This is a genomic window from Paraburkholderia sp. ZP32-5, from assembly GCF_021390495.1.
GTDB lineage: Bacteria > Pseudomonadota > Gammaproteobacteria > Burkholderiales > Burkholderiaceae > Paraburkholderia.
Map to the genome: position 1 here is coordinate 1,128,380 of NZ_JAJEJP010000001.1, position 19,464 is coordinate 1,147,843.

A 19,464-nucleotide genomic window follows, 5' to 3' on the forward strand; every position below is an offset into this window, starting at 1 on the left:
GCGACGGTGTGCATGTCGCCAGATCGGCTCGATGTATGGGGCCAAGCTTATCGCCGTTGACCCGTGACGAGTGAGAGGAAAAGATGCTAGTGCTTTGGCACGACTACTGGGTGCGAGTTTTCGAGGTCATGACGGACCGGGTGACCGGCCCGTTCCGGTTCCGGCTTTTCCTGCAACCCACGGTGGCAACGATCCTTGCAATCCGATCCGGATTGATGGATGCCAGAGCGGGTCGTTCGCCATACTTCTGGACGATGATGAGCGATGGCAGCCGGCGGCTTCGCATGGCGAGAGAAGGATGGCGAAGCGTCGGCAAGGTATTCATTCTCGCGATGATTCTCGACATCGTATTTCAGATCATCGTCGTGCATACGGTGTACCCCCTCGGCGTAGTCTTTGTCGCCTTCGTTCTCGCGATTCTTCCTTATCTGATCCTGCGCGGTATCGTGACCCGTATCGCCAGATACTTCATCCACAAGCGCGGATCAACGCTACCTTGATGGCGTTTCGGAATCGCGACGCGTAAGCCCTTCATTTGCGGCGCTGAATAGTCACCATCGCGAGCGCGGCTCCCGCGAACGCACACGCAGCGGACACCAGCGCAACGGCGCGCAGCGCGTCGGCGATGGCGGCGGCTTCTGCTATCGCCACGGGTGCCGGCTGCTGCTGATGGGCGTCGCCCGCAGCCGCTCCGGTTTGCGCGTCAGGCTGCAGCAGTTGCCCACTCGTGCGAGCGTCCTGAGGAATATGCAGCGCGTCGAGCCGCGCGGACAACGATGCGTCGTGCGACCACACGAACACGATGCCGAGCACCGCGATCGCCAGCAGGCTCGCCACGCGCGCCACTGCATTGTTGATGCCCGAAGCGACGCCCGCGCGCTCGACCGACACCGCGCTCATTACGGTTGTCGTCAGCGGCGCGACGGTGATCGTCATGCCGAGGCCGAGCACCGTCAGCGCGGGGAACACACCGGCCCAATAGCTGCCGCGTATGAACGGCAGCGCGAGCATCAGGAAGCCGAGACCCGCGACACCCGGGCCCACGGTCAATAGCGCACGCGAGCCGAAGCGGTCCGTCAGGCCGCCGGTGAAGCGCGACAACAGACCGATGATGACCGGCATCGGCAACAGCGCCGCGCCCGCTTCGGTTGCGGTATAGCCATGCGCGCGGATCAGCGTGAACGGCAGGAAGAACAGCACGCCGCCGAGGCCGAAGTAGAGCAGCAGCGTGACGAGATTGGCACCGGTGAAATCGCGCGAGTGGAATACGTCGAGCGGCATCATCGGATGATGGCTGTTCGCTTCGATCATCACGAACGCGGCCAGCACGAGTACGCCGGCCGCGATCGCGCACAGCACGAGCGGATGCGCGAAGCCATGCGCGGACGCCTCGGTCAAGCCATAGGTGAGCGCGGCGAGTCCCGCTGCCGCGCTCAGCGCGCCGGTCCAGTCCAACCGATCAGTCGCGTCGGCGTCGTGACTGTTCGGCACCGACAGCATCGCGAGCGCAATCGTCGCGGCGGCGAGCGGCAGATTGATGAAGAAGATCGCGCGCCACGACCACGCGTCGACGAGCCAGCCGCCCGCGACCGGTCCGACCGCCGACGTGATCGCGCCGACGCCGGCCCACGTGCCGATCGCCCGTCCGCGCTCCTCGCCTTCGAAGGTGGCACCGATGATCGCGAGGCTGCTGGGGACGAACAGCGCGGCGCCGATACCTTGCACCGCGCGTCCGGCGATCAGCGCCCCCGCATTCGGCGCGAATCCGCAAGCAGCCGACGCCAGCGTGAAGATGCCGACGCCCGCGATAAACACCGTGCGGCGCCCGAGCTTGTCGCCCATCGACCCGCCGACCAGCACGAGGGAGCCGAGAAACAGCAGGTACGCGTTGACGATCCATTGCATCGCCGCGACGCTCGCGCTGATCTCGCTCTGAATGGCGGGCAGTGCGACGTTGACGACGGAGCCGTCGATAAACGCCATGCTGGAGCCGAGGATCGTCGCGGCGAGCGCGAGACGCTTGCGCCGGCACGTGCTGTCGACGGTCGCGTGCTGGCTGAGAATGATGAGTTCGTCGCACGGGCTCGCCTGGGCGGCGATCACGTGGGCGGTTTTCGGCTCGCTATCGGAAAGGTGAGGGGTGGACAAGCGCGCTCCCGTGCTGGTCGATGGTGACTAGCATAGCAATAGCAGTGGGAGCGTGCTTGGGGGGCGTTATTGGCGATTTCGCTTGAACTTGCTCGAACGACTCGCGTCTGGATTGATGCGATCAGAGATCGCTTGTGCGCGGAATCACAACGGCCTGGCCATGCAGTTTGCCGTCCGCGTCGAAAAGTTGCCACAGCGTTGCTTCTTCGATCATGAAGCGGCGACCGGATTTAGTGACGCGCACACCTTTATAGCCTGCCTCGTAACCGAGTTGCTGCACGCGCGCGAGAAACTGTTGTCGCTCTTCGCGATTCGGTGCTTCGGCGGAAAGCCTGGATGGCAATTGCGTGATTTCATCCCAGCTGTATTCGAAGCGGTGTTGTGCGGCTTTATTGCCGTAGATAAAGACTGGATCGGGGGCGGTGTTGTGTGCGAGCACGGCGAATGGCGCGCTTTCGTACAGCCATTGAGTCGCTTCCTGCGCGGACATGGGTTGCGGCACCAGCGGGCGGTTCAGCAGCCGGGCGTGGCTGTCGGCGAGGAGCTGATAGAAGCTTGTGTCGAGATAGAGTGGCGTTTCTGAAGGCATCTTTCTGAAGATCGAAGGTAACGGAGCGAACGCTCACGATACAGCATCGACGCTTTACTTGCCCGAGCCAACCTAATCCATTTCGTGTATCGACACGACGTGGCGACCATTGCATATAAAAAAACGCGGCCCGAGAGCCGCGTTAAAGACTTACCGTTGAGTCTTGCGGTACCTAAGCTACAGCGCCGTACCACACGCTGGCCGGCATTCGACCAGACAACGAGTCGATACCAGCGCTATAGCGTAACGCGGCACTTAGAACTTGTGACGAATGCCCGCCGTTACGCCGACCTGGCTTTGCGTCGAAGATGCGCTGCCAATCGCGTTGATGAACGCCGTCACTTCCGGATTGCTGCTCACGTGCTGGTATTCGGACACAAGGAACAGGTCGGTGCGTTTGCTGAGCGCGTAGTCGGTATACAGGCTGACCTGGTTGAAGTTCGGGTTGACCCCGCCGCCGAAGTTCGAACGCGTGTAGGTATAGGCGCCGGCAATCGTGATTGCCGGTGTCAACGAATAGCGGATATTGCCTTCGAAGTTCTGGAAGCGCGCGCTGTTCGCGTTGAACTGCAGACCGGCGGACGTACCCGACTGGCCTGGCGACACGAAGCCGTTGTCCGTGCCACCGAGGTTCGTCTGCGTATACACGAATCCGGCCGTTGCGGGTCCGAACGTGTAGTTGATGCCCGCGCCAAATGTCTGCTGACGTGCCGCGGCGAAGGCAAAGGTGCCGGTTTGCGCGCCAGCGTCCGAAGCCGAGTTCAGCGCCTGGTTGTTCATGTCGTTGTTGAATTGCAGATAACCTGCGCCGACATTCAAACCGCCATACGAGTACGACGCACCGAAGCTGTACGCGCGATTGTTGGAGAAATTCGTCGAGTTGGAGAACCCATACAAAGCGCCAAATTTGAGGCCGCCATAGTTGGTGCTCGTGTACTTGACCGCGTTGTTGATACGAATCGAGTTGTCGAGGTTGTCATTGTCGAACGGATGGGCGAAATAAGTGCCGCCCCAACCCGTACCCGTCAGCGAGAACGGCCCGAGGTAGTCCACCACGCTGTCGTATTGGCGACCCAAGGTCACGGCACCATATTGCTTCGAAGACAGACCAACGAACGCCTGCCGGCCGAACATGCGGCCATTTTGCCCAAGCGCGCCGCTATTGATACTAAAGCCGTTTTCCAACGTGAAGATTGCAGACAGACCACCACCGAGATCTTCGTTTCCACGCACACCAAAGCGGCTTCCATTGAGGTTGCCGCTCGTCTGCGCCCAGTTGCTGTGGCCGCCCTGATTGTTGGTATAGGTAATCCCCGCGTCGATCAATCCATACAGCGTGACGCTGCTTTGCGCGTGGGCAGTCGCCGCCGTCATTGCGAGAAGGGCGGCAACGGACAGAGTACTTTTCTTCATGTTTACCTCGATCCTTTTTTGCTTTCAATATTGAACGCCAATAGTCGTTTGACGCCGAGAAATAGCAATACCTACGATTCGTTCGTAAGACGCCATGCGCCGACTAAAGACGCCGCCTTACATCCTTGCGGATGGTCAGGTTAGATGTCTGGCAGTTAAAGCGGGTAGAAAGCTTCAATCAGCTTTCTGAGCAATAAATAAATGCTGCATGTGAGGCAGCAAACGTATTATCAGGAGCGAAAAAAAACGGATTACGCCGATTAGCGAAAAGATATTTTTTGTCTTTTGACAAGAATCGGCGTCGAGTGGGAATTCCGCGGATGGCGATGGAGGCAAGCGGTGGTCGCTGCGCCTCGCGTGTTGGCACGTTGCAGTGTTGAGGTCACTTTGCGTTCATCGTGCCGTTAGCTTCCGGTGATCGTCATCCGGCGATCCTCGAATGACTGGAGGACGATGCAGGCGTTGCTCCGCACCAACACACTCGAACACGCGGTTGAATTAGTTCGCCCCTGTGCTATATGCGAATCACAAATCGCGTGAGCGCGCGTCGACGAACGCCGTCGCGACGAAGGTTGGAACCAAACCACGCCAGCCAAACGAGCGCTACTGCACCTTGGCCTTCACGCCGCCCGCCGTAACCGAATACCCGTCATTCAGCGTCTTCAAAAACGCGATCACGTCGCGAATCTCGGCCTCGTTCAACGCGGGCTTTCCACCGAGCTTTCGATCCATCGGCGCATCGGCCAGATCGACGTTCTCGCGATACCGCGCCGGCAGATCGTTGAATTTGTCGACCTTGCCATCGGCCCGCTTCGGATACCACTTGGCCGGATCGGTATCGCGCTCGACATAAAAGCGCAACACATCCTCCAGGTTATGAAAGCGGCCGTTATGAAAGAACACCGAGCGTGTCGCAACATTGCGCAGTGTCGGCGACTTGAACATGCCGCAGAAGCCGATTTCCGTCGAGAGATCCTGACGATAGGGACCGCACAATCCAAGGTCGAAATATTTCGGATCGCGGTTGGCCGGAATCTCCGAGTTGCGCGGCACGCCGAGTGCAATGAAAGAAAAGTCAGCGAATTGCGCTGGCCGTCCACCGGGCCCTGGCATGTCCAGATGACACTTCGCGCAATTGCCTTTATCCGGGTTGTTGAACAGTGCATAGCCGCGCAATTCCTGTGCCGTGAAGTCTGCATTGCCCGACATCGCCGCGTCGAACTTGCTCGTGTACGGATGGAAGCTCACGTCTTCGGTTTGAAACGCTTCGAGTGCTTCGCCGATGTGCGCGAAGGCCTTGTCGGTTTGCGAGAAGACCTGTGCACCGAATACTTTCTTGAACGTGTCGGCATAGGGGCTGTGCTGCAACTTCGCGACGACATCGGCCGCGCTGCGGTTGGCCATCTCGTTGGGATTCAGCATCGGCATCGATGCCTGATCGTGCAACGAAGCGGCGGCACCGTCGCGCATGAAGCCGCCGGTCGGTCCTTCGTCTTCGGTGTCTTCGGAGGCGGGCGTATAGAAGTGCCGGCTGAATAGCGGTGTGAAGCTCAGATAGCGTAGCGAGGGCACCGAACGCGTGCCTGGGTGATGCATATCGGCGCCGCCGAGTTGTACGGCGAGTCCATTGGGTGGCCCATAGGCATTGGCGGGGCTATGACAACTCGCGCACGACATCTTGCCCGATGCCGATAGCGATGCATCGAAGAATATCTGCTTGCCGAGTTGGGCCTGCGGGCTCAATTCGGCGGGGGCCGCGGGATAGCGGACCCATCTTTGTACCGATACTTTGGCGGCTGTTTTAGGCGCTGTTTTCGCTGTTGCAGCAGAGCCGTTCTTATTCGCAGCCGGTGTCGCCGCTGTATTCGCCGCCAGTACTTCCGCGGCCGTGGTCGCGAAGCTCACGCCGAGTGCGAAAACGATGAACATGACAACCGCGGCAACGTTCAACCTGGCCACCGCTTTAAAGCAATCTCGAATCATCTGCATGCGTGCGTCGTTTAAATGAAAAAACGGTGGAGCAACAGCGCTCCACCGTTTCTCGACATCATTCGTACCGGTCAGAAATTGAACATCGCCATCAGATCGCCGATCGACGTCGTATTGATCGGCAGATACGGGCTTTGCGTCGACGTGACCGGATTCGGCAGACGGTCGCGGCTACGTGTCGACAGCGGCTGCAGACGCCAGTTGCGTTCGATGAATTTCAGCACCGACGCGTGATCGTAGTACGTGTGATCGACCATTCCCTTGCGCGAGTACGGCGACACCACCAGCATCGGAATACGCGGACCATCGCCGAAGAAGTCGAGGTTCTGGATCGCGCCGGTATCGAAGTGACCGCCGCCTTCGTCGGTGGTGATCAGGATCGCCGTATGCGCCCACAGCGTCGGATTGGCCTGGACATTGCCAATCAGCGTCTTCAGGAACGCCTCATAGGTGGCCGGCGCCGAATAGCCCGGGTGGCCGCTGTCGAGGTTCTTCGGAACGACGAACGACACCGCCGGCAGCGTGTTGTTCTTGACGTCGTTGGTGAACGTCGTCAGGTCGGTCAGATTCGACTTCAGCGCTGGCGTGTTCATCACGTTGCTCGACGCGACCAGCGGATCGCCGATCACGTTGTATTGCGCCGCCTGTGCGAGCGCCGAGGCCTGCGCGGCCGGCAAGCTGTCCGCGAGTTCGATCAGTTGGGTTTCAGCGGCCAGATCGTTGGTGGTGCGCCCACCCGTGTACCACTTCCACGACACACCCTTCGCCGCCAGCGCCTCGGCGATGGTCGGCACCGTCTGCGGCGGATAGTTGAAGTTGTTCGGACCGATCGGCTGCACGTTGCCGTTCAGATCGAAGCCGGGGTTGTAGTTGTTGACCAGGTAGTACTTGCCCGCGTCGCAATTGCTCGCCACCTTTTTCGTGGCGAGGAAGTTCAGAATCGGCGCGACACCCGGCTGGCTCGCATCCGAACAGTTCACGTAGGAGCCGCCTTCGTAGCCGTCCTGCTCGTAGAAGTTCGGCGTCTGCGCCATCGGGTTCGGATTTTCGATCTGGTTCGACGGCGGCGTGGCGACGGCACCGGCGGTATTGAAGTACGGCTCGTCGGCGGTCGCGATCGAGAAAAAGTTCGCGCCGGTGCCGCCCATGATCGACTGGTGATAGTTGTCGCTGACCGCGTAGGTTTGCGCGAGCGACTGGAAGTACGGCGCGTCGCCGGCCGACATGTTCATGAAGCCCATCAGCTCGCCGCCCTGCGACGGATTCTGCGGCGTGATGCCGGTCGTGTCGCCGCCCTGGCCGACCGTGGTGGCGACCCACGTGAACATGTCGTGCTTGCTGTTATCGCCGCCGGTTTGCTGCCACATCTGGAAGAAACGGTGCACTGGATCGCCGGTCATCGAGTAGAGCGTCAGCAACGGCGCGACCGCGGTGACCTGCTGCGCGTACGGCACGTACTTGGTGATCTGGAACGGACCGTTCGGCAGCGTGGCCGGGAAGCGCGTGTCGGGCGTGCCGCCGCCGGTCGTGAAGGTCTGCAGGTTTTCGATGCCGATCTGTTCCGGCTGCGGCAGCGTCGAGTAGGCGGCGGCGCGCGTCGGATTGATCGAGTAGGCGGTTTGCGTCGCGCCCTGGTTCTGCGCGGCTTGCGCGAAGTTCGGACCGGGCGAGCCGTCCGCGTTGATGATGCCTTCCGACAGCAGATTCCTGACCGTCTGGCCAGACGGCGCGACATAGCCGCCGAACAGGCCGTCGAAAGTCTGGTTCTCGCCCACCACGACGATCACGTGCTGGATCGGCGTGGTGGTCGGGCCGTTGCTCAACGCGAGCGCCGAGGTCACGGCGGCGGCCGGTATCGCGCCGGAGACCGCGCCGGTCGGCGGGATCAGCACTTGCGCGCGATTCGCGTCGGTGCCGGCGACGACCGTGCCGGTGTGCACCGTGAAGTGCGCGATATCGAACAGGTTGTCGAGCGGGTTGCTGGCGTTCGCCTGATAGGCGGTGCCGACCGGGTTCTCGACGACATTGGCCGGCACGTTGAACGCGGTGAACAGCGGCTGCAGTGCGCCAGCGATCGCGGTGTTGGCCTGGGTGATGCTGCTCGTGGAAATTTTCGCCGACGTGATTTGCGCGCTGGTCGGCGCGCCGTTGGCCACGATGCCGAGCACGCGCTGCGTGAGCAGCGACGTGAGCGGATTCAGGTTGGCGATCACGGTCGTGGCGGTACCCGACGACGTCGGCGCGGGGTCGATCACCGCGGACAACGTGGCCGGCGTGCCGTCTACGTCGTTGAACGGCGCGGTCAGGATGAACGGCGGCTTGCCGGTCATCGACACGGTGAACTTGCCGGTCGTGTCGGTGACGCTCGATTGCGTGGTTTTGCCGTCACTGTCGGTGACCGTGACGGTGACGCCGACGATCGGCGCACCGGCCGCGGCGACGCCCGTTGCGGTGACATTGGCGCTGGTGCTCGCGGTGCTGCTCGACGAATCCACATCGGAGCCGCAGGCGGCGAGCGAAAGCATGACTCCCAGAGTGGCGAGTGTCGAGGCGCGTCTTTTCATGGTCGTAGCTGGCTTGTGTGGGTTGTCGATCGTCGTGTTTTTTGTGCCGCAGAGGCTGCTCGACGCTGCGGGGCGCGATGGCGTTGGCGATCTTCCCAATGCCATATGACAGCGGCGTGATGCGCCGCTGTGGTTTGACCGATGGGGGGCTCTAATTGGGGAGGGGTTTGCTGTTGCGCCCGAGTTTGCGTTCGCGTTTTCGTTTTCGTTGCGACGCGTTGGAGCGCGGGGCTATTCGGATGCGGGGAAGAATCCGAGGTATTCGAAGTGCGTGGTGTCGTTGGCTTGGGCGGCCGAGCTGGATGCGCCGACTGTCGAGAGGGCTTCGACCGTGGTTCGACGGTTGGACACGAAATGCCAGGCCGGGGAAGGTGGCGGCGTCGGGATTCCGTTACTGAGTTGACGCAGCGCTGTGAGCAGATCGGCACAGGCCGGTGAATAGGCGACGAAGCCTTCGTTCCAGATGGCTGCGTGGTCGATGCCTAGTAGGCCGCATAGCTGTTGCTTGGCCTGGACCTCGCTTTCGGCGAGCGCGCGTGATTGCTGGATCGTTGCGTGAACGCTTTCGTCGACGAGTTTGCCGGCGCGCAAGAGTGGCGGTAGTCCGGGTGTCCACGCTTCAGGCGGACAGGCTTTGTGCTCGGGTGTCAGTTCGATGAAAGGATTAACTTCCGCTGGATAGATGCGGCAGGTGAGCGGTCTTTGATCGTAGATGCCGCAGCGGTTGTCCGGCTGGAGGTTCGGGCAGGGGCCTGCGAATGTGGCGGTCAGGATGACTGCGATGCGGGTGGGTAATGTGCCGCTGGTTGTCGCAAACGTGCGGCGGCGGCGGTAGGCGGCCTGCAGGTTGTCCGCGGGTGGTTCTTCTAGCCAGGGGGATGCGTCGCAGAGGATCTGGACGTCGTTACCCCGTTCGAGCCAGGCTAGCGCTTCGCTAACTGTAAGCGGTAGGCGCAGGTCGTGGCAGCACTTTGCACAGATCGTGCATTGGAAATCGAAGTCGGCGGTCATTCCAAACGGTCCTTTCGGCAAGCGAGGGGAGATGGTTCAGGTTCTTGCCTTGCGGTCATGTAAGGGAGCAAGTGCTCTCTCGTTATGGTGATCGCGAGGCGCAGGCGGTTCGCTTGAGTCGTTTGAAAGTTGCGGATATGACAGGTGGGGGGCTTCTTTTCGCGTGCTCGATTTATTACGGGTTGAAAAGTGCTTTTCTCCCGGTAGGGCAAAGCATACGTGGTTAAGCGAATGTTTGCTTTCGGGATGGTGATATTTGGGTGGTTGCTGGAGGTGTGGGGGATAAGGCGGACGTGGAGCTAGATTCGATTTTCCTTTCTGTTTTCCTTCATGTTGCTGATGAAGGGGGGCAAATATGAAACGACACGGCGCCTCCAGCACCTCCACTCAATCACGTCAGCGACAATGATGTTGCTCCCGCCGAAGCGGCGGAATAGCACATCGTCAGTCTGATTCCTGGCTCTCGAGCAATTTCTTCAAACTGCGCCATAGTCCAAATGAAACGCAGCCGGAAAACAGTGCTTTAGCTTCAAATTCAACGCCTCTAAGAAATGAGGAATTTCTGTCCTCCAAGATGCGAGAGATTTCGGCTTTGATCCACTGCGGATCGAAGCCGTCAATCTCCGGTGTGGTGACCGTCAAGTTAAATGAACATGCAACGGATACCTCGCGGAAGAAGATTCGCCTAATTTCGCCGATAGGAAGTTTGCGTAACCTATCTATTGCCTCTTTGTTCAATGGGATACTTGCGAACGTGTCGGCCAAGACGGTCCAGATGAATTCTCGATCTTGGTCGCCCATCAAATCTCTCTTCCTTCCGAAGGTCTTGTATTTAGCTCTTGTAAGTCGGGGTTGGATGATCGACTTTGAATACCGTTGGCGTTACACCATACGTCTGCGTCAATGGTGAGATTGAGCAAGGCCGTAAGAACGAAGGCATAAAGAAGTTGAAGGCTCCTCAAGTTGATCTGTAGCTTTCTTACGGCACGGTAGAGCGCTGTGTGGGCTGTCTCGGCTGAGGTGCTGTTGCGCTAATCCGATTGGGCGTTCCGTCAGCCCTCACGTGGCCGATGGATAGTGGTCACGTACCATGCTTTCGAACTTAATCGCGAAAGATGCTTAGCAGAATTATTGCGGACAATGCAAATGTACATATGGAAATATAAAAAAACGATTCCGATCGAATGAATGAAAATTTCCCGCGAGGGTGGTCTTCGGTGTCGTCGTGTCCAAGCCACCATTCAATTTGAGAGAGTCGAATGCTAGAGATAGAAATGAACACGCAGCACAATGAGAGAATGAAAATAATCAAGAGGACCCAAACACCAATTTCTCGCATCATGCTTCCTCAGTTCCACACAAAGCTCTTAAAGAATTGCAGCCCCTCGTCCCACAGATCAGTAATCACCGAACCTGCCATGCCGCCCAGGTTGGCTCCAATTGTAACTGTTGCATACGCGCATACGGGTTCTGCTGGACCACAAAGAAACGACACGGCACCTCCAGCGACTCCACCGCCAATCATGCCAGCGGCAATGATGTTGCCTTGGCGGGCAGCCTCCTTTACGTGATTTTTGGCATCAGTGATTTCCCAAACAGCGACAGCGCCAGTTATCAAGACCATAGACCTTGCTTGCTTCATCAATCGCACTGACTTTGTTGTTACCTTGGCGTTATCTCTACCAGATGCTGAAATTACGTCATAGTAAACAGCAGCACGCTCGCTTTCAGATAAATCTATGAATTGCCTGTTGTATCTTCCTTTGGCATATTTGTTGAGGTAGAAATCAAATTCCTTTGCCTTCAGTTTAATTTCCTCGGCAGCGGCGACACCTTGTGCCGATGTATACCTGCGATACTCGACAAATAACTTGTCCCGGATCTGATTGCAAAATTTTGCTCCTTCGAGTGGAGTCATTTCTCCACTAGCAACAGTTGCTCTGATGTCCTCGGAAATAATTTTGATATGCGACTGATATTGTCTTCTGACCGACTCGTCGCTGATCATGTCGTAAGCAATGCGATTTCCCACGGCCATGTAGCTATTTATTGACGCTTGAAGAAAGTCATTTGTGATCGAATGCTCCCGCTTCATCTGAAACGGACCCTGAATGATGACCGACGAACTCGTTTGAACTTCCGACATGATTACCCCTTGATTGCTGAAAGAAGAGATTCCGTGACTGAGCTAGAGTCGCTCCCATTGTTGTCGGACAGTAGTTCAATGTGTGTGCAAAGATTACCGTTATCGGCACGTTCGAATCGCACGGCGCTATTTGCATCGAACGTCCCCCTCTGCTGACTTCCGTCGGCGAAGTACGCGATACATTGCAACCCTTCGTGACTTCCTAGATCCGTCAGGGCAAAGCTGATCCAATGATTGACAGCCGGTGCTCGTGCGACAGACTTGCTGTTTGTCCCTGGCACGCCTTGATCGCGGATCATCCATTTACGTCCATACGTAGCGATGATGCGTGGATGATCTACGCACTTGCACAGAACCATATCTCCACCAACTGCCTGACGACGATTATTGGCGCGATCAAACAGGCGGCGCACGTCGCTGAGATCCACGCCGTAGGTAATAACGCCGGTGCTGTTGCACTTGGGACAATATGCATCGTCTCCAGTAAAGGCCATGCGACGGCGCTTGCCGTCTTCCCCTTGAATTGTGCCAACCTGTTCGTATGCAAATACACGACTGCCTTCGCCGCTCGTTAGCGGATCATCTTCGACCGCAGCATAGTAAATTCCTGGCATGCTTTACTCCACGATGGAAGGAACCGACCGTTCTCTGGATCGGTGCCGAAGCGTACGAGCCTGTTTGCTGATTCGCTTGCGAATGCGTTAGCAGAACATTTAAAGCTATTGAGGTCAACAGAATCAAATTGAGATAGTTGAATTTGGGAAGTAGTTCACAAAACTTAAGAAACATCTCATTCGACACGCGTGTTTGGTTGAGTGTGCGCGGAAAGAAATCAGCGATGCATGTAATGAGCGGAATCGCTAACGTAATTGCTTTCATGTACTAGGTTGTCGTGCGCTCGTGTCAGTCCACGCTTTGTTAATTCTCGTCAAGATAACTCCGTCTTTTTCCAATTTTTCTATCTATTCGTGGCTGAATGATTGACCAACGAGACATTGCATATGATCGTAGAAATAAGTTCGCCGTGCTCGTACGGGGATCATTCAGTTTCTATGCTTTGGATGCGTGACAGCGAAGAGGAGGTGAGTGCAACCGATGGTCACATCGGCCCTTTGGAGGGGCACGCGCCTGACGATCAGAGGGTCGCCAGGTTCCATCGCGACGACTGGTCGAATGATTGGCGTGAAGTCGCTTTTTGCTGGGTACTCGTTTGGTTTCTCCGATCTGCGCAATTCGAACAAAATTCTCTTTTGGGAGACAAATTGAAGAGACTCGCGGCCGGCATTGCAGGCTTCGGATATGGGCTAGGTATCACTTGGCTCTGCCTGATCGTACTAAGCCATTTCGGCTGGTTTCGTGCTCCGCACAAGATTACGCACGGCTGTAACGAACTTGGAAAGTGCCCGTTTCCCTTGTACAACTGGCTCATTCTGTACGCATGTATTTTCGGCCCTGCTACTTTGGCGCTAGCGATAAACGTTTATGCATGGCAGAGATGGTCGCTTAAGCGTTGGGCACGCTACACCGGCGTGGCGATGATTGGATGCATCGCCCTTTATTTCATCGCTACTGTTCTCCTGTCGCGTTAGCAGAAAGCCCAGTAGTCTGTCGACAAGCACCTCGACCGCGCTTTGCAACATGGTTCGACGCATTGACAGCGCCCGCGACAACAAATAGTGCAGCAGAGAAACTGGGGACTAGCTCGCGCTTATGTCACGCTGCAACCCGGTTTGCAGCGACGCCACAACGAGCGATTCACCCTTGGGTATAAATAAAAGCGGACACTGAACACCGAACGCACGACCCGGTTACCGATCATCGTGATTGGCACCGGGAACGTCCGCTGATCCCTATCGAGCGACCACCCTTATGGCCGAGCGATGGCGTAATTAAGCGAGAGTTATTGACCGCATCCGGTCTGCAACGTGAAAAGTTTTTCAAAATACCCGCGCAGGCCTGTTCCTGCCAGGTCCAAACCCGTGTTCGTCACCTTTTGAATAAAAACATAAATCCTGCAATATTCCCTCCAACATTGAGCCGGTCATTCAACGATTTCGGACATAACTGACCGACTTTATGCCGCAGCTGATCCGCGCATTCTGTCCCGGCCTACGCTTTTAAGGGCGCTTACAATCGGCCTATCGAATCCGAGAGATTTTAGTGCGGCAGGCGGATTATCAAACAGCCGCCTCGCGGCATTGGTCGCGTTGGCAACGATCGCGTATCTGGCGATTTCCGCCAATCGCAGCAAGATAAGCCTAACGACTCGTCGCATTGATTTCCGAGGTCAACAGCGGCGAGAATGTAAGCGGCACGGTTTCCGATCTCCTGATCGCACGGATCAGGTCGACGCGCAGGAGCGTCCTATACGAAACGTGATTGAGGATACTCCTCCTGGATTGGGCTTCTCCTTTTCTGGATATCTGAGAACACCTTGATCCGCCGTCGAGAGTTATTTATTCGCATTTCCAGTAAGTCAGATCTACTCTTCCGCGTGAGTCATCATGAAAGAAATGACCGTTGTGATCTGCAACTACAACTATGAGCGGTTTCTGGCAGAGGCGATCGATTCAGCGCTCGCACAGGATTACGCAAATACGAAAGTTATACTCATCGACGATGGCTCGGTGGATGGATCGCGCGCCATTGTCGAAAGCTACGGCGCGCGTATCACTTCCGTTTTCAAGGAGAACGGCGGACAGGTGTCCGCCTACAACCTAGGACTTCAATTGGTCGAGACCGATTACGTGCTCTTCCTCGATTCCGACGATGTGCTCTATCCGGGCGCCGTGACTGAAGTGATGCAGCGCTTCACACAGGAAAATCTGGCGAAAGTGCAGTTCCGACTGGACGTTATCGACCAGGCGAGCAAGCTTACCGGCGTATACGTGCCTCATTCGGGCGTCGACGGTGACTGTCGTGGTTATCTTCTGGGCGGGTGGTTGTACCCGTCGCCTCCCGCGTCGGGGAACGCATACAACGTCAGTGCATTAAGACAGATCTTTCCAGTCCCGGAGACACCCGAGAACCGATACGGCGCGGATTTCTATGCGATTTATGGCGCAGCGCTTGTCGGCCCCATCTCGACCATCCCGAAGTCACTCGGCGGGTATCGGGTACAACATGGAGAAGGTGCGTCATTCGCCAACTCCGATGATACGAACAAAGCGCCTAAAGCCTTCACGTTGCGTTGGCGGACCTTGCGCAAAATTGCGTCGGAACGGTTGGGATTGCAACTGCCGCCCGACTTCCACGATTTCGCACACGAAAAGGCGTACTTCTGCTCGAGTGTCTATCGCGCGTCGTTGACGAACAGATGGCGTTGGATGTTCAGGGATTCGCACGCGTATCTGCATTCGATCGTGGCGAATCCGTTCTGGAGCATTACCAAGAAAGTCGGAACGCTCACACTGTCCAGTCTATGTCTTGTGCCCTATTCGCCTATCTCCGACTTCGCAGTTCGGTACATCAGTAATCCGATGGCTCGTCACGGAACCCGTTAGAAGTGGAATGGAGAGTTAATGCGCGACGATCTCAGTCTGCCCGAACACGGAATTCGCCACGCACTCGTTACTCGCAAGCAGCAGTCCGACACAAGAAACGAAGGGAAGGGCAGGCTTGTGAGCTCGACGAAACCCGAACTCACGTCAGGGTTGTCCGAGCGTTCGATCTTTCACGAACCCTGGTGGCTCGAAGCGGCCACGAATGGCGCATGGCGCGTGGTGGAGATCAAGCATGGGAATACGGTAGTCGGCGAGCTGCCATATGCGTTCTCCCAGAAGGCACTGTGGCAAATCTCGACGCTGCCCCCGCTTACCCGGACGCTCGGACCGGTCATCAGACCACACCAGAGCGGCGCTGGTGAGCGGGACTGGAGTCAGCGTCTTGGCATCGCACGCGACCTGATCACACAACTCCCGCGATATGCCCATTTTCGTCAGATCATGGACCCACGGGTGTCGGACGCAGAGGCGCTGGCATTCCGCCTTGAAGGATTTAACGTAAGCATCTCGTTCACGCTTGTCTCGACCGGCTGGACGGACGAGGCGACTGCATTTGCAGCGTTGCGAGGCGCGGCGCGCACTGCTATCCGCAGGGCGCGAGAATGCCTGACGGTCCGGCCGATCGATAGCACGGACGCGTTCCTCAGTTTCTATAACGCCAATCTCGCCGTGCGCAAGATTGACAATAAGCACGAGAACGCAACGATGCGGCGTCTGCTTGATGAAGCGATGACTCGCGGAGTTTGCACACTGCTTGGCGCTTTCGATTCGAACGGCGCGCTGGTTGCCGCGACTGCTTTGCTATTGGAAACGCACAGGATGTATTACTTCCTTTCTACACGGCGTCAGGATGCGCACGGCGGCGCTGTCAGCCTGCTGATATGGTCAGCCATGTGTATAGCGGGAGAACGGGGCCTTAGCTTCGATTTTGATGGTGTTTCATCGGCCGGCATCCTTAAATTTCTCGAAGGTTTTGGCGGCCGCCTCGTCCGGCGCTTCGAAGTTGAGCGGACCATGCCTCTCTATGAGGCTCTACGCACGACCCTTCACGGTGTGAAGGCGATCACCGATTTCAGCAGATTCGCGCGGTCGCGCGGCGACCCTAGTGAACCGCCACGATGACGATCGGGCAGGAAATCGAACTCAGACGCCGCGCGCGGCGCTCAGCAATTCTCCCCATTCGTAGTCGATGCGATCCGGCGTGAAAGGCAATACACCGGCGCCCGGCGTGAACGTGAATTCGCCGAAGTAGAGTCGATTGTCAAAGGCGTAAAGATCGACGCGAACGTATTCGAAGTCGCTCGCCAGAGTAGCGGCTGCTTGCAGAAGCGCGTCGAGGTTCTCGGGCGGCGCCAACAGATGATCGCTCCGCCTGTACGGCCCCACGGCGATTTCCATGCGCTTCCAGTTGGCGTCGTACACGTCTCCACGGGTGTTGTTACCAAACCGGTCGCTGATGACGAGGATGTACATCACCGGCTTTCCGAGGTGTCCCGAGAAACAATGAATTTTGAAGTCCGCCGGAATGTGTCCGTCGCGATCGAGCAGCAGGGTCTCGAAGAAGATGCGGGGCTTGATCTCCCGGTAATGCCGCTCCCGATCAACCTGGTAGAAATTCGTGGCAAGCCACTTCTCCTCAAGCTGCTTCAACTCGTCAAATGACGTTTCGGATTTGCTTCTGACGATTTTGACGAAACTACTGCCATGGGTTGCCTTCATGACAAACTGATCCGGCAGTCGATCGTAGACTGCGCGGCTGAAATCGGCAGGCGCTGCGATCAGCGGAACAACATGTTGACTGCCCAGTTTTCTCTCGACGTACGCACGTGTAGCCAGCTTGTCGCTCAAGATCGCGTAACGCGGATCGGGTCGCAGATTGCGCTGAAGTATCTGCTCATTGAACGTCACGGGCTTGTGCAGTCGCGGGAAACGCCCGATGCATTTTTTGTGAAGCAGGCGAAGAAACACGGAATCGGGCAAAAGTGATTTGCCGGCTTCCTTGAACCTGCGAGTGAGGGTCGGCGATTCGGGATGATGCGGCTGCTCGCTGGGAAGAGCGTGATTGTCATCGCAAACGGCAGTCAGTCTATCGAGAAGCGTGAGTGCTTCAATGCGCGAGTTGAAGCACGCCTCGATCTTAACGCGTGCGTTCGCTGCAACTTCCGCCAGGTTGTATACGCCTGACGCGATTTCATCGATAACTTTGGTGAGGCCAACCGAATCGCGCTCATTCACGAGAAAGCCTGATACCCCATGATCAATCAGCTCAGGAATGCCGCCATGACGTGACGAAACTGCTATTACGCCGGAGGCCATCGCTTCCATCAGCGCTACCGGCACGCCCTCCATGTCGCCATCCGCAGCAGTCACCGAGGGCAGCACGAAGACGTCGCTTTCATTCATTAGCGCCTGCACCTTCTGATGAGGCAGTGCCCCCAGAAAGCGGACGCGCGATTCGACCTTCAGTTCGACCGTCAGGCGTCTCAGTGAATCTTTGAGTTGACCTGAACCGACGATGGTCAGCTTCACCGATGAACTGACAGATGCGATAGCCCGAATCGCATACTCGATACCTTTCTTTTCTGTCATTCTTCCGACGAGCAGAATGCTCAACGTAGTCGATGACGGATGGCGCGACGAGAACGGGAATTTGTCGATATCGATGCCCATCCGGCCGATATGGATCTTTGCGGGATCGCACCCCCAATCGCGAAGGCGATTTGCAAAGAACTGACTCACGGGCAAAAAGAGTTGGCCATGTACAAAAAGCCATTGATAATCCTGGCGATAGGATTCAACTAACTTACGGCTCGTCACGTCATGGCCGTGAAAGACGGTAGCAAGGGCTCCGGAAACCAGTCCTGCTTCACGCAAATATTGCGCACGAACACCGACCATACCGTAGTGTGCGATGACTGCGTCGCACTCCAGGCTCGCATTCATACTCCAGACGCGCGCAATATCGGCTGCCGCTGCCCACTGCCGCCGAAATGCGGCTCGGGCCGCGACTCGACTTGCACGGAATGCGCGTCGATTGGAAAGTCCGCGAAAAGCGAGCCGCGCAACAGCAAACATTTTCGCGGCTCGACTCGCGCCGCAACTCGGAGTCACGACGGGCAGAGACTCGCTCCCGATTGACCGGGGAAGCGAGTCGTCTCCGCGCGTGAGACCCAGAATCGTGACATCGGCACCGGCATCGCGCAGCGCCCTCGCTTGCTCGACGATGAACGTCTCGGAAAGCACGGGAAAGCGTTGCGCAATGATGAGTATCCGCATGAGTCGCCTCCTCGTCATTGGACGCGTTGGGAGCTGATACGAAAATCTTCTGGGCAGCAGAGATGCAGCTTTTGTGGCGCGATGCGGAAATCAATGTCGCGCCGATGATGTGATGAATCAGCGTAGCATGATTCCAGCGAGGATCGAATGACTAACTGGGAGGTTAGTTTGTGGGGAGGAGCAATTGCCTGGAAATGACGGTCGATGGCGGAAAAACTCTGACAACTGGCGGCAGATTCAGCCAAGGGATACCGGCTGTGCTTGGGATCGACTGTCCGCCAACTGGTGCGGATTCAACTGGCCAATGCAACGCACTGGAGGCTGCACGAGCAGCCGGAAGTGTTGCAAGTCGCAGCGACGCGCAATCTACACGCCAACCAGCGCTGGCAACTCCCATTCATACGACGTGTGCTCGGACCGGCGGCTTGTCTGCGATTGAGACATCACGTGGGCCGGATTCGGTACGCTATCGACGTGCATCTGTAAGCGCGACGGATTGCGGGCCTTTTTCTTGTCGAGAATAGCCAGACTCAGGAACTCGGCGCTATACGCCTTCAGCAAGTGCGGATGATGCATCTCGATGTACGCGGCAATCTGCTCCTGTTCGTCGTGAATCGCGGACAGCGACATCAGCGTGCGCTCATCCCAACGAAAGCGCAGGCCGAGTTCTTCGAAAGCGGCGTTATAGGCGCAAAGTTGCGCCTCGACTTCCGCATCATGCGCGCTGTCGCGCGTATGGAATTGACAGGTGTTCATCGTCGTCTCCTTCCAGCAAATGGCACGATCGAGAATAGAAGAGCGACTAGACAAAGAATAATTAAAGTT

Annotated in this window: 15 protein-coding genes and 1 pseudogene; 4 read left to right on the top strand and 12 right to left on the bottom strand. The window is 57.3% G+C overall.

The genetic code is table 11. The features are described 5' to 3' along the window. Window positions 1-83: 83 nt before the first annotated feature. Window positions 84-500: a hypothetical protein gene (locus L0U82_RS04795; RefSeq protein WP_233828847.1), complete on the top strand. Its 417-nt coding sequence runs from the start codon at window positions 84-86 to the stop codon at window positions 498-500. A gap of 31 nt (window positions 501-531) precedes the next feature. On the opposite strand, the gene L0U82_RS04800 is transcribed toward L0U82_RS04795, so the two are convergent. The 9 genes from L0U82_RS04800 to L0U82_RS04840 form a co-directional block, all read right to left on the bottom strand. Further along, the gene (locus L0U82_RS04800) at window positions 532-2,148 is read right to left on the bottom strand and encodes an MFS transporter (protein WP_233828848.1); all 1,617 of its coding nucleotides are present in this window, start codon (window positions 2,146-2,148) and stop codon (window positions 532-534) included. Window positions 2,149-2,269: 121 nt separating this feature from the next. Then, window positions 2,270-2,737 carry an MEKHLA domain-containing protein gene (locus tag L0U82_RS04805; RefSeq protein WP_233828849.1) on the bottom strand — a complete coding sequence of 156 codons (468 nt, stop codon included), beginning with the start codon at window positions 2,735-2,737 and terminating at the stop codon, window positions 2,270-2,272. 255 nt (window positions 2,738-2,992) lie between these two features. After that, complete coding sequence (locus L0U82_RS04810; protein WP_233828850.1) at window positions 2,993-4,150, bottom strand: porin; 1,158 nt, start codon at window positions 4,148-4,150, stop codon at window positions 2,993-2,995. 603 nt (window positions 4,151-4,753) lie between these two features. Next, a complete protein-coding gene (locus L0U82_RS04815) occupies window positions 4,754-6,079 on the bottom strand; it encodes a cytochrome-c peroxidase (protein ID WP_233828851.1) in 1,326 nt (441 codons plus the stop codon). Window positions 6,080-6,210: 131 nt separating this feature from the next. Beyond that, complete coding sequence (locus L0U82_RS04820) at window positions 6,211-8,664, bottom strand: alkaline phosphatase family protein (protein ID WP_233828852.1); 2,454 nt, start codon at window positions 8,662-8,664, stop codon at window positions 6,211-6,213. Between the two features lie 270 nt (window positions 8,665-8,934). Beyond that, a complete protein-coding gene (locus L0U82_RS04825; protein WP_233828854.1) occupies window positions 8,935-9,714 on the bottom strand; it encodes a YkgJ family cysteine cluster protein in 780 nt (259 codons plus the stop codon). Between the two features lie 444 nt (window positions 9,715-10,158). Next, window positions 10,159-10,515: a DUF7079 family protein gene (locus L0U82_RS04830; RefSeq protein WP_233828856.1), complete on the bottom strand. Its 357-nt coding sequence runs from the start codon at window positions 10,513-10,515 to the stop codon at window positions 10,159-10,161. Window positions 10,516-11,062: 547 nt separating this feature from the next. Continuing rightward, entirely contained in the window at window positions 11,063-11,860 is a 798-nt protein-coding gene (locus L0U82_RS04835; protein ID WP_233828858.1) for a hypothetical protein, read from the bottom strand. Window positions 11,861-11,862: 2 nt separating this feature from the next. Next, window positions 11,863-12,474 carry a hypothetical protein gene (locus tag L0U82_RS04840; protein ID WP_233828859.1) on the bottom strand — a complete coding sequence of 204 codons (612 nt, stop codon included), beginning with the start codon at window positions 12,472-12,474 and terminating at the stop codon, window positions 11,863-11,865. 387 nt (window positions 12,475-12,861) lie between these two features. Here L0U82_RS04840 and L0U82_RS04845 point away from each other — a divergent pair, with 387 nt between their 5' ends. The 3 genes from L0U82_RS04845 to L0U82_RS04855 all read left to right on the top strand — a co-directional run bounded on the left by L0U82_RS04845 (window position 12,862) and on the right by L0U82_RS04855 (window position 16,485). Beyond that, window positions 12,862-13,449, top strand: coding sequence for a hypothetical protein (locus L0U82_RS04845; RefSeq protein WP_233828860.1), 588 nt, complete (start codon window positions 12,862-12,864; stop codon window positions 13,447-13,449). A 915-nt stretch (window positions 13,450-14,364) separates the two neighbouring features. After that, a complete protein-coding gene (locus L0U82_RS04850; RefSeq protein WP_233828861.1) occupies window positions 14,365-15,363 on the top strand; it encodes a glycosyltransferase family A protein in 999 nt (332 codons plus the stop codon). An 18-nt stretch (window positions 15,364-15,381) separates the two neighbouring features. After that, window positions 15,382-16,485: a GNAT family N-acetyltransferase gene (locus L0U82_RS04855; RefSeq protein ID WP_233828862.1), complete on the top strand. Its 1,104-nt coding sequence runs from the start codon at window positions 15,382-15,384 to the stop codon at window positions 16,483-16,485. 21 nt (window positions 16,486-16,506) lie between these two features. Here the strand turns inward: L0U82_RS04855 and L0U82_RS04860 are convergent, their stop codons facing one another. The 3 genes and pseudogenes from L0U82_RS04860 to L0U82_RS04870 form a co-directional block, all read right to left on the bottom strand. Further along, the gene (locus L0U82_RS04860; protein ID WP_233833127.1) at window positions 16,507-17,448 is read right to left on the bottom strand and encodes an ATP-grasp fold amidoligase family protein; all 942 of its coding nucleotides are present in this window, start codon (window positions 17,446-17,448) and stop codon (window positions 16,507-16,509) included. Between the two features lie 108 nt (window positions 17,449-17,556). Beyond that, window positions 17,557-18,657 (bottom strand): annotated as a pseudogene (locus L0U82_RS04865) (glycosyltransferase); the annotation flags it as partial. Window positions 18,658-19,005: 348 nt separating this feature from the next. Next, window positions 19,006-19,395, bottom strand: coding sequence for a hypothetical protein (locus L0U82_RS04870; RefSeq protein ID WP_233828863.1), 390 nt, complete (start codon window positions 19,393-19,395; stop codon window positions 19,006-19,008). Between the last annotated feature and the right edge of the window lie 69 nt (window positions 19,396-19,464).

Excerpts from the sequence above, each read along its gene's own strand:
- L0U82_RS04795 (WP_233828847.1), top strand. The coding sequence starts at position 84 with ATGCTAGTGCTTTGGCACGACTACTGGGTGCGAGTTTTCGAGGTCATG.
- L0U82_RS04805 (WP_233828849.1), bottom strand. The coding sequence starts at position 2,737 with ATGCCTTCAGAAACGCCACTCTATCTCGACACAAGCTTCTATCAGCTC.
- L0U82_RS04810 (WP_233828850.1), bottom strand. The coding sequence starts at position 4,150 with ATGAAGAAAAGTACTCTGTCCGTTGCCGCCCTTCTCGCAATGACGGCG.
- L0U82_RS04815 (WP_233828851.1), bottom strand. The coding sequence starts at position 6,079 with ATGTTCATCGTTTTCGCACTCGGCGTGAGCTTCGCGACCACGGCCGCG.
- L0U82_RS04820 (WP_233828852.1), bottom strand. The coding sequence starts at position 8,664 with ATGCTTTCGCTCGCCGCCTGCGGCTCCGATGTGGATTCGTCGAGCAGC.
- L0U82_RS04825 (WP_233828854.1), bottom strand. The coding sequence starts at position 9,714 with ATGACCGCCGACTTCGATTTCCAATGCACGATCTGTGCAAAGTGCTGC.
- L0U82_RS04830 (WP_233828856.1), bottom strand. The coding sequence starts at position 10,515 with ATGGGCGACCAAGATCGAGAATTCATCTGGACCGTCTTGGCCGACACG.
- L0U82_RS04835 (WP_233828858.1), bottom strand. The coding sequence starts at position 11,860 with ATGTCGGAAGTTCAAACGAGTTCGTCGGTCATCATTCAGGGTCCGTTT.
- L0U82_RS04840 (WP_233828859.1), bottom strand. The coding sequence starts at position 12,474 with ATGCCAGGAATTTACTATGCTGCGGTCGAAGATGATCCGCTAACGAGC.
- L0U82_RS04845 (WP_233828860.1), top strand. The coding sequence starts at position 12,862 with ATGATCGTAGAAATAAGTTCGCCGTGCTCGTACGGGGATCATTCAGTT.
- L0U82_RS04850 (WP_233828861.1), top strand. The coding sequence starts at position 14,365 with ATGAAAGAAATGACCGTTGTGATCTGCAACTACAACTATGAGCGGTTT.
- L0U82_RS04855 (WP_233828862.1), top strand. The coding sequence starts at position 15,382 with ATGCGCGACGATCTCAGTCTGCCCGAACACGGAATTCGCCACGCACTC.
- L0U82_RS04870 (WP_233828863.1), bottom strand. The coding sequence starts at position 19,395 with ATGAACACCTGTCAATTCCATACGCGCGACAGCGCGCATGATGCGGAA.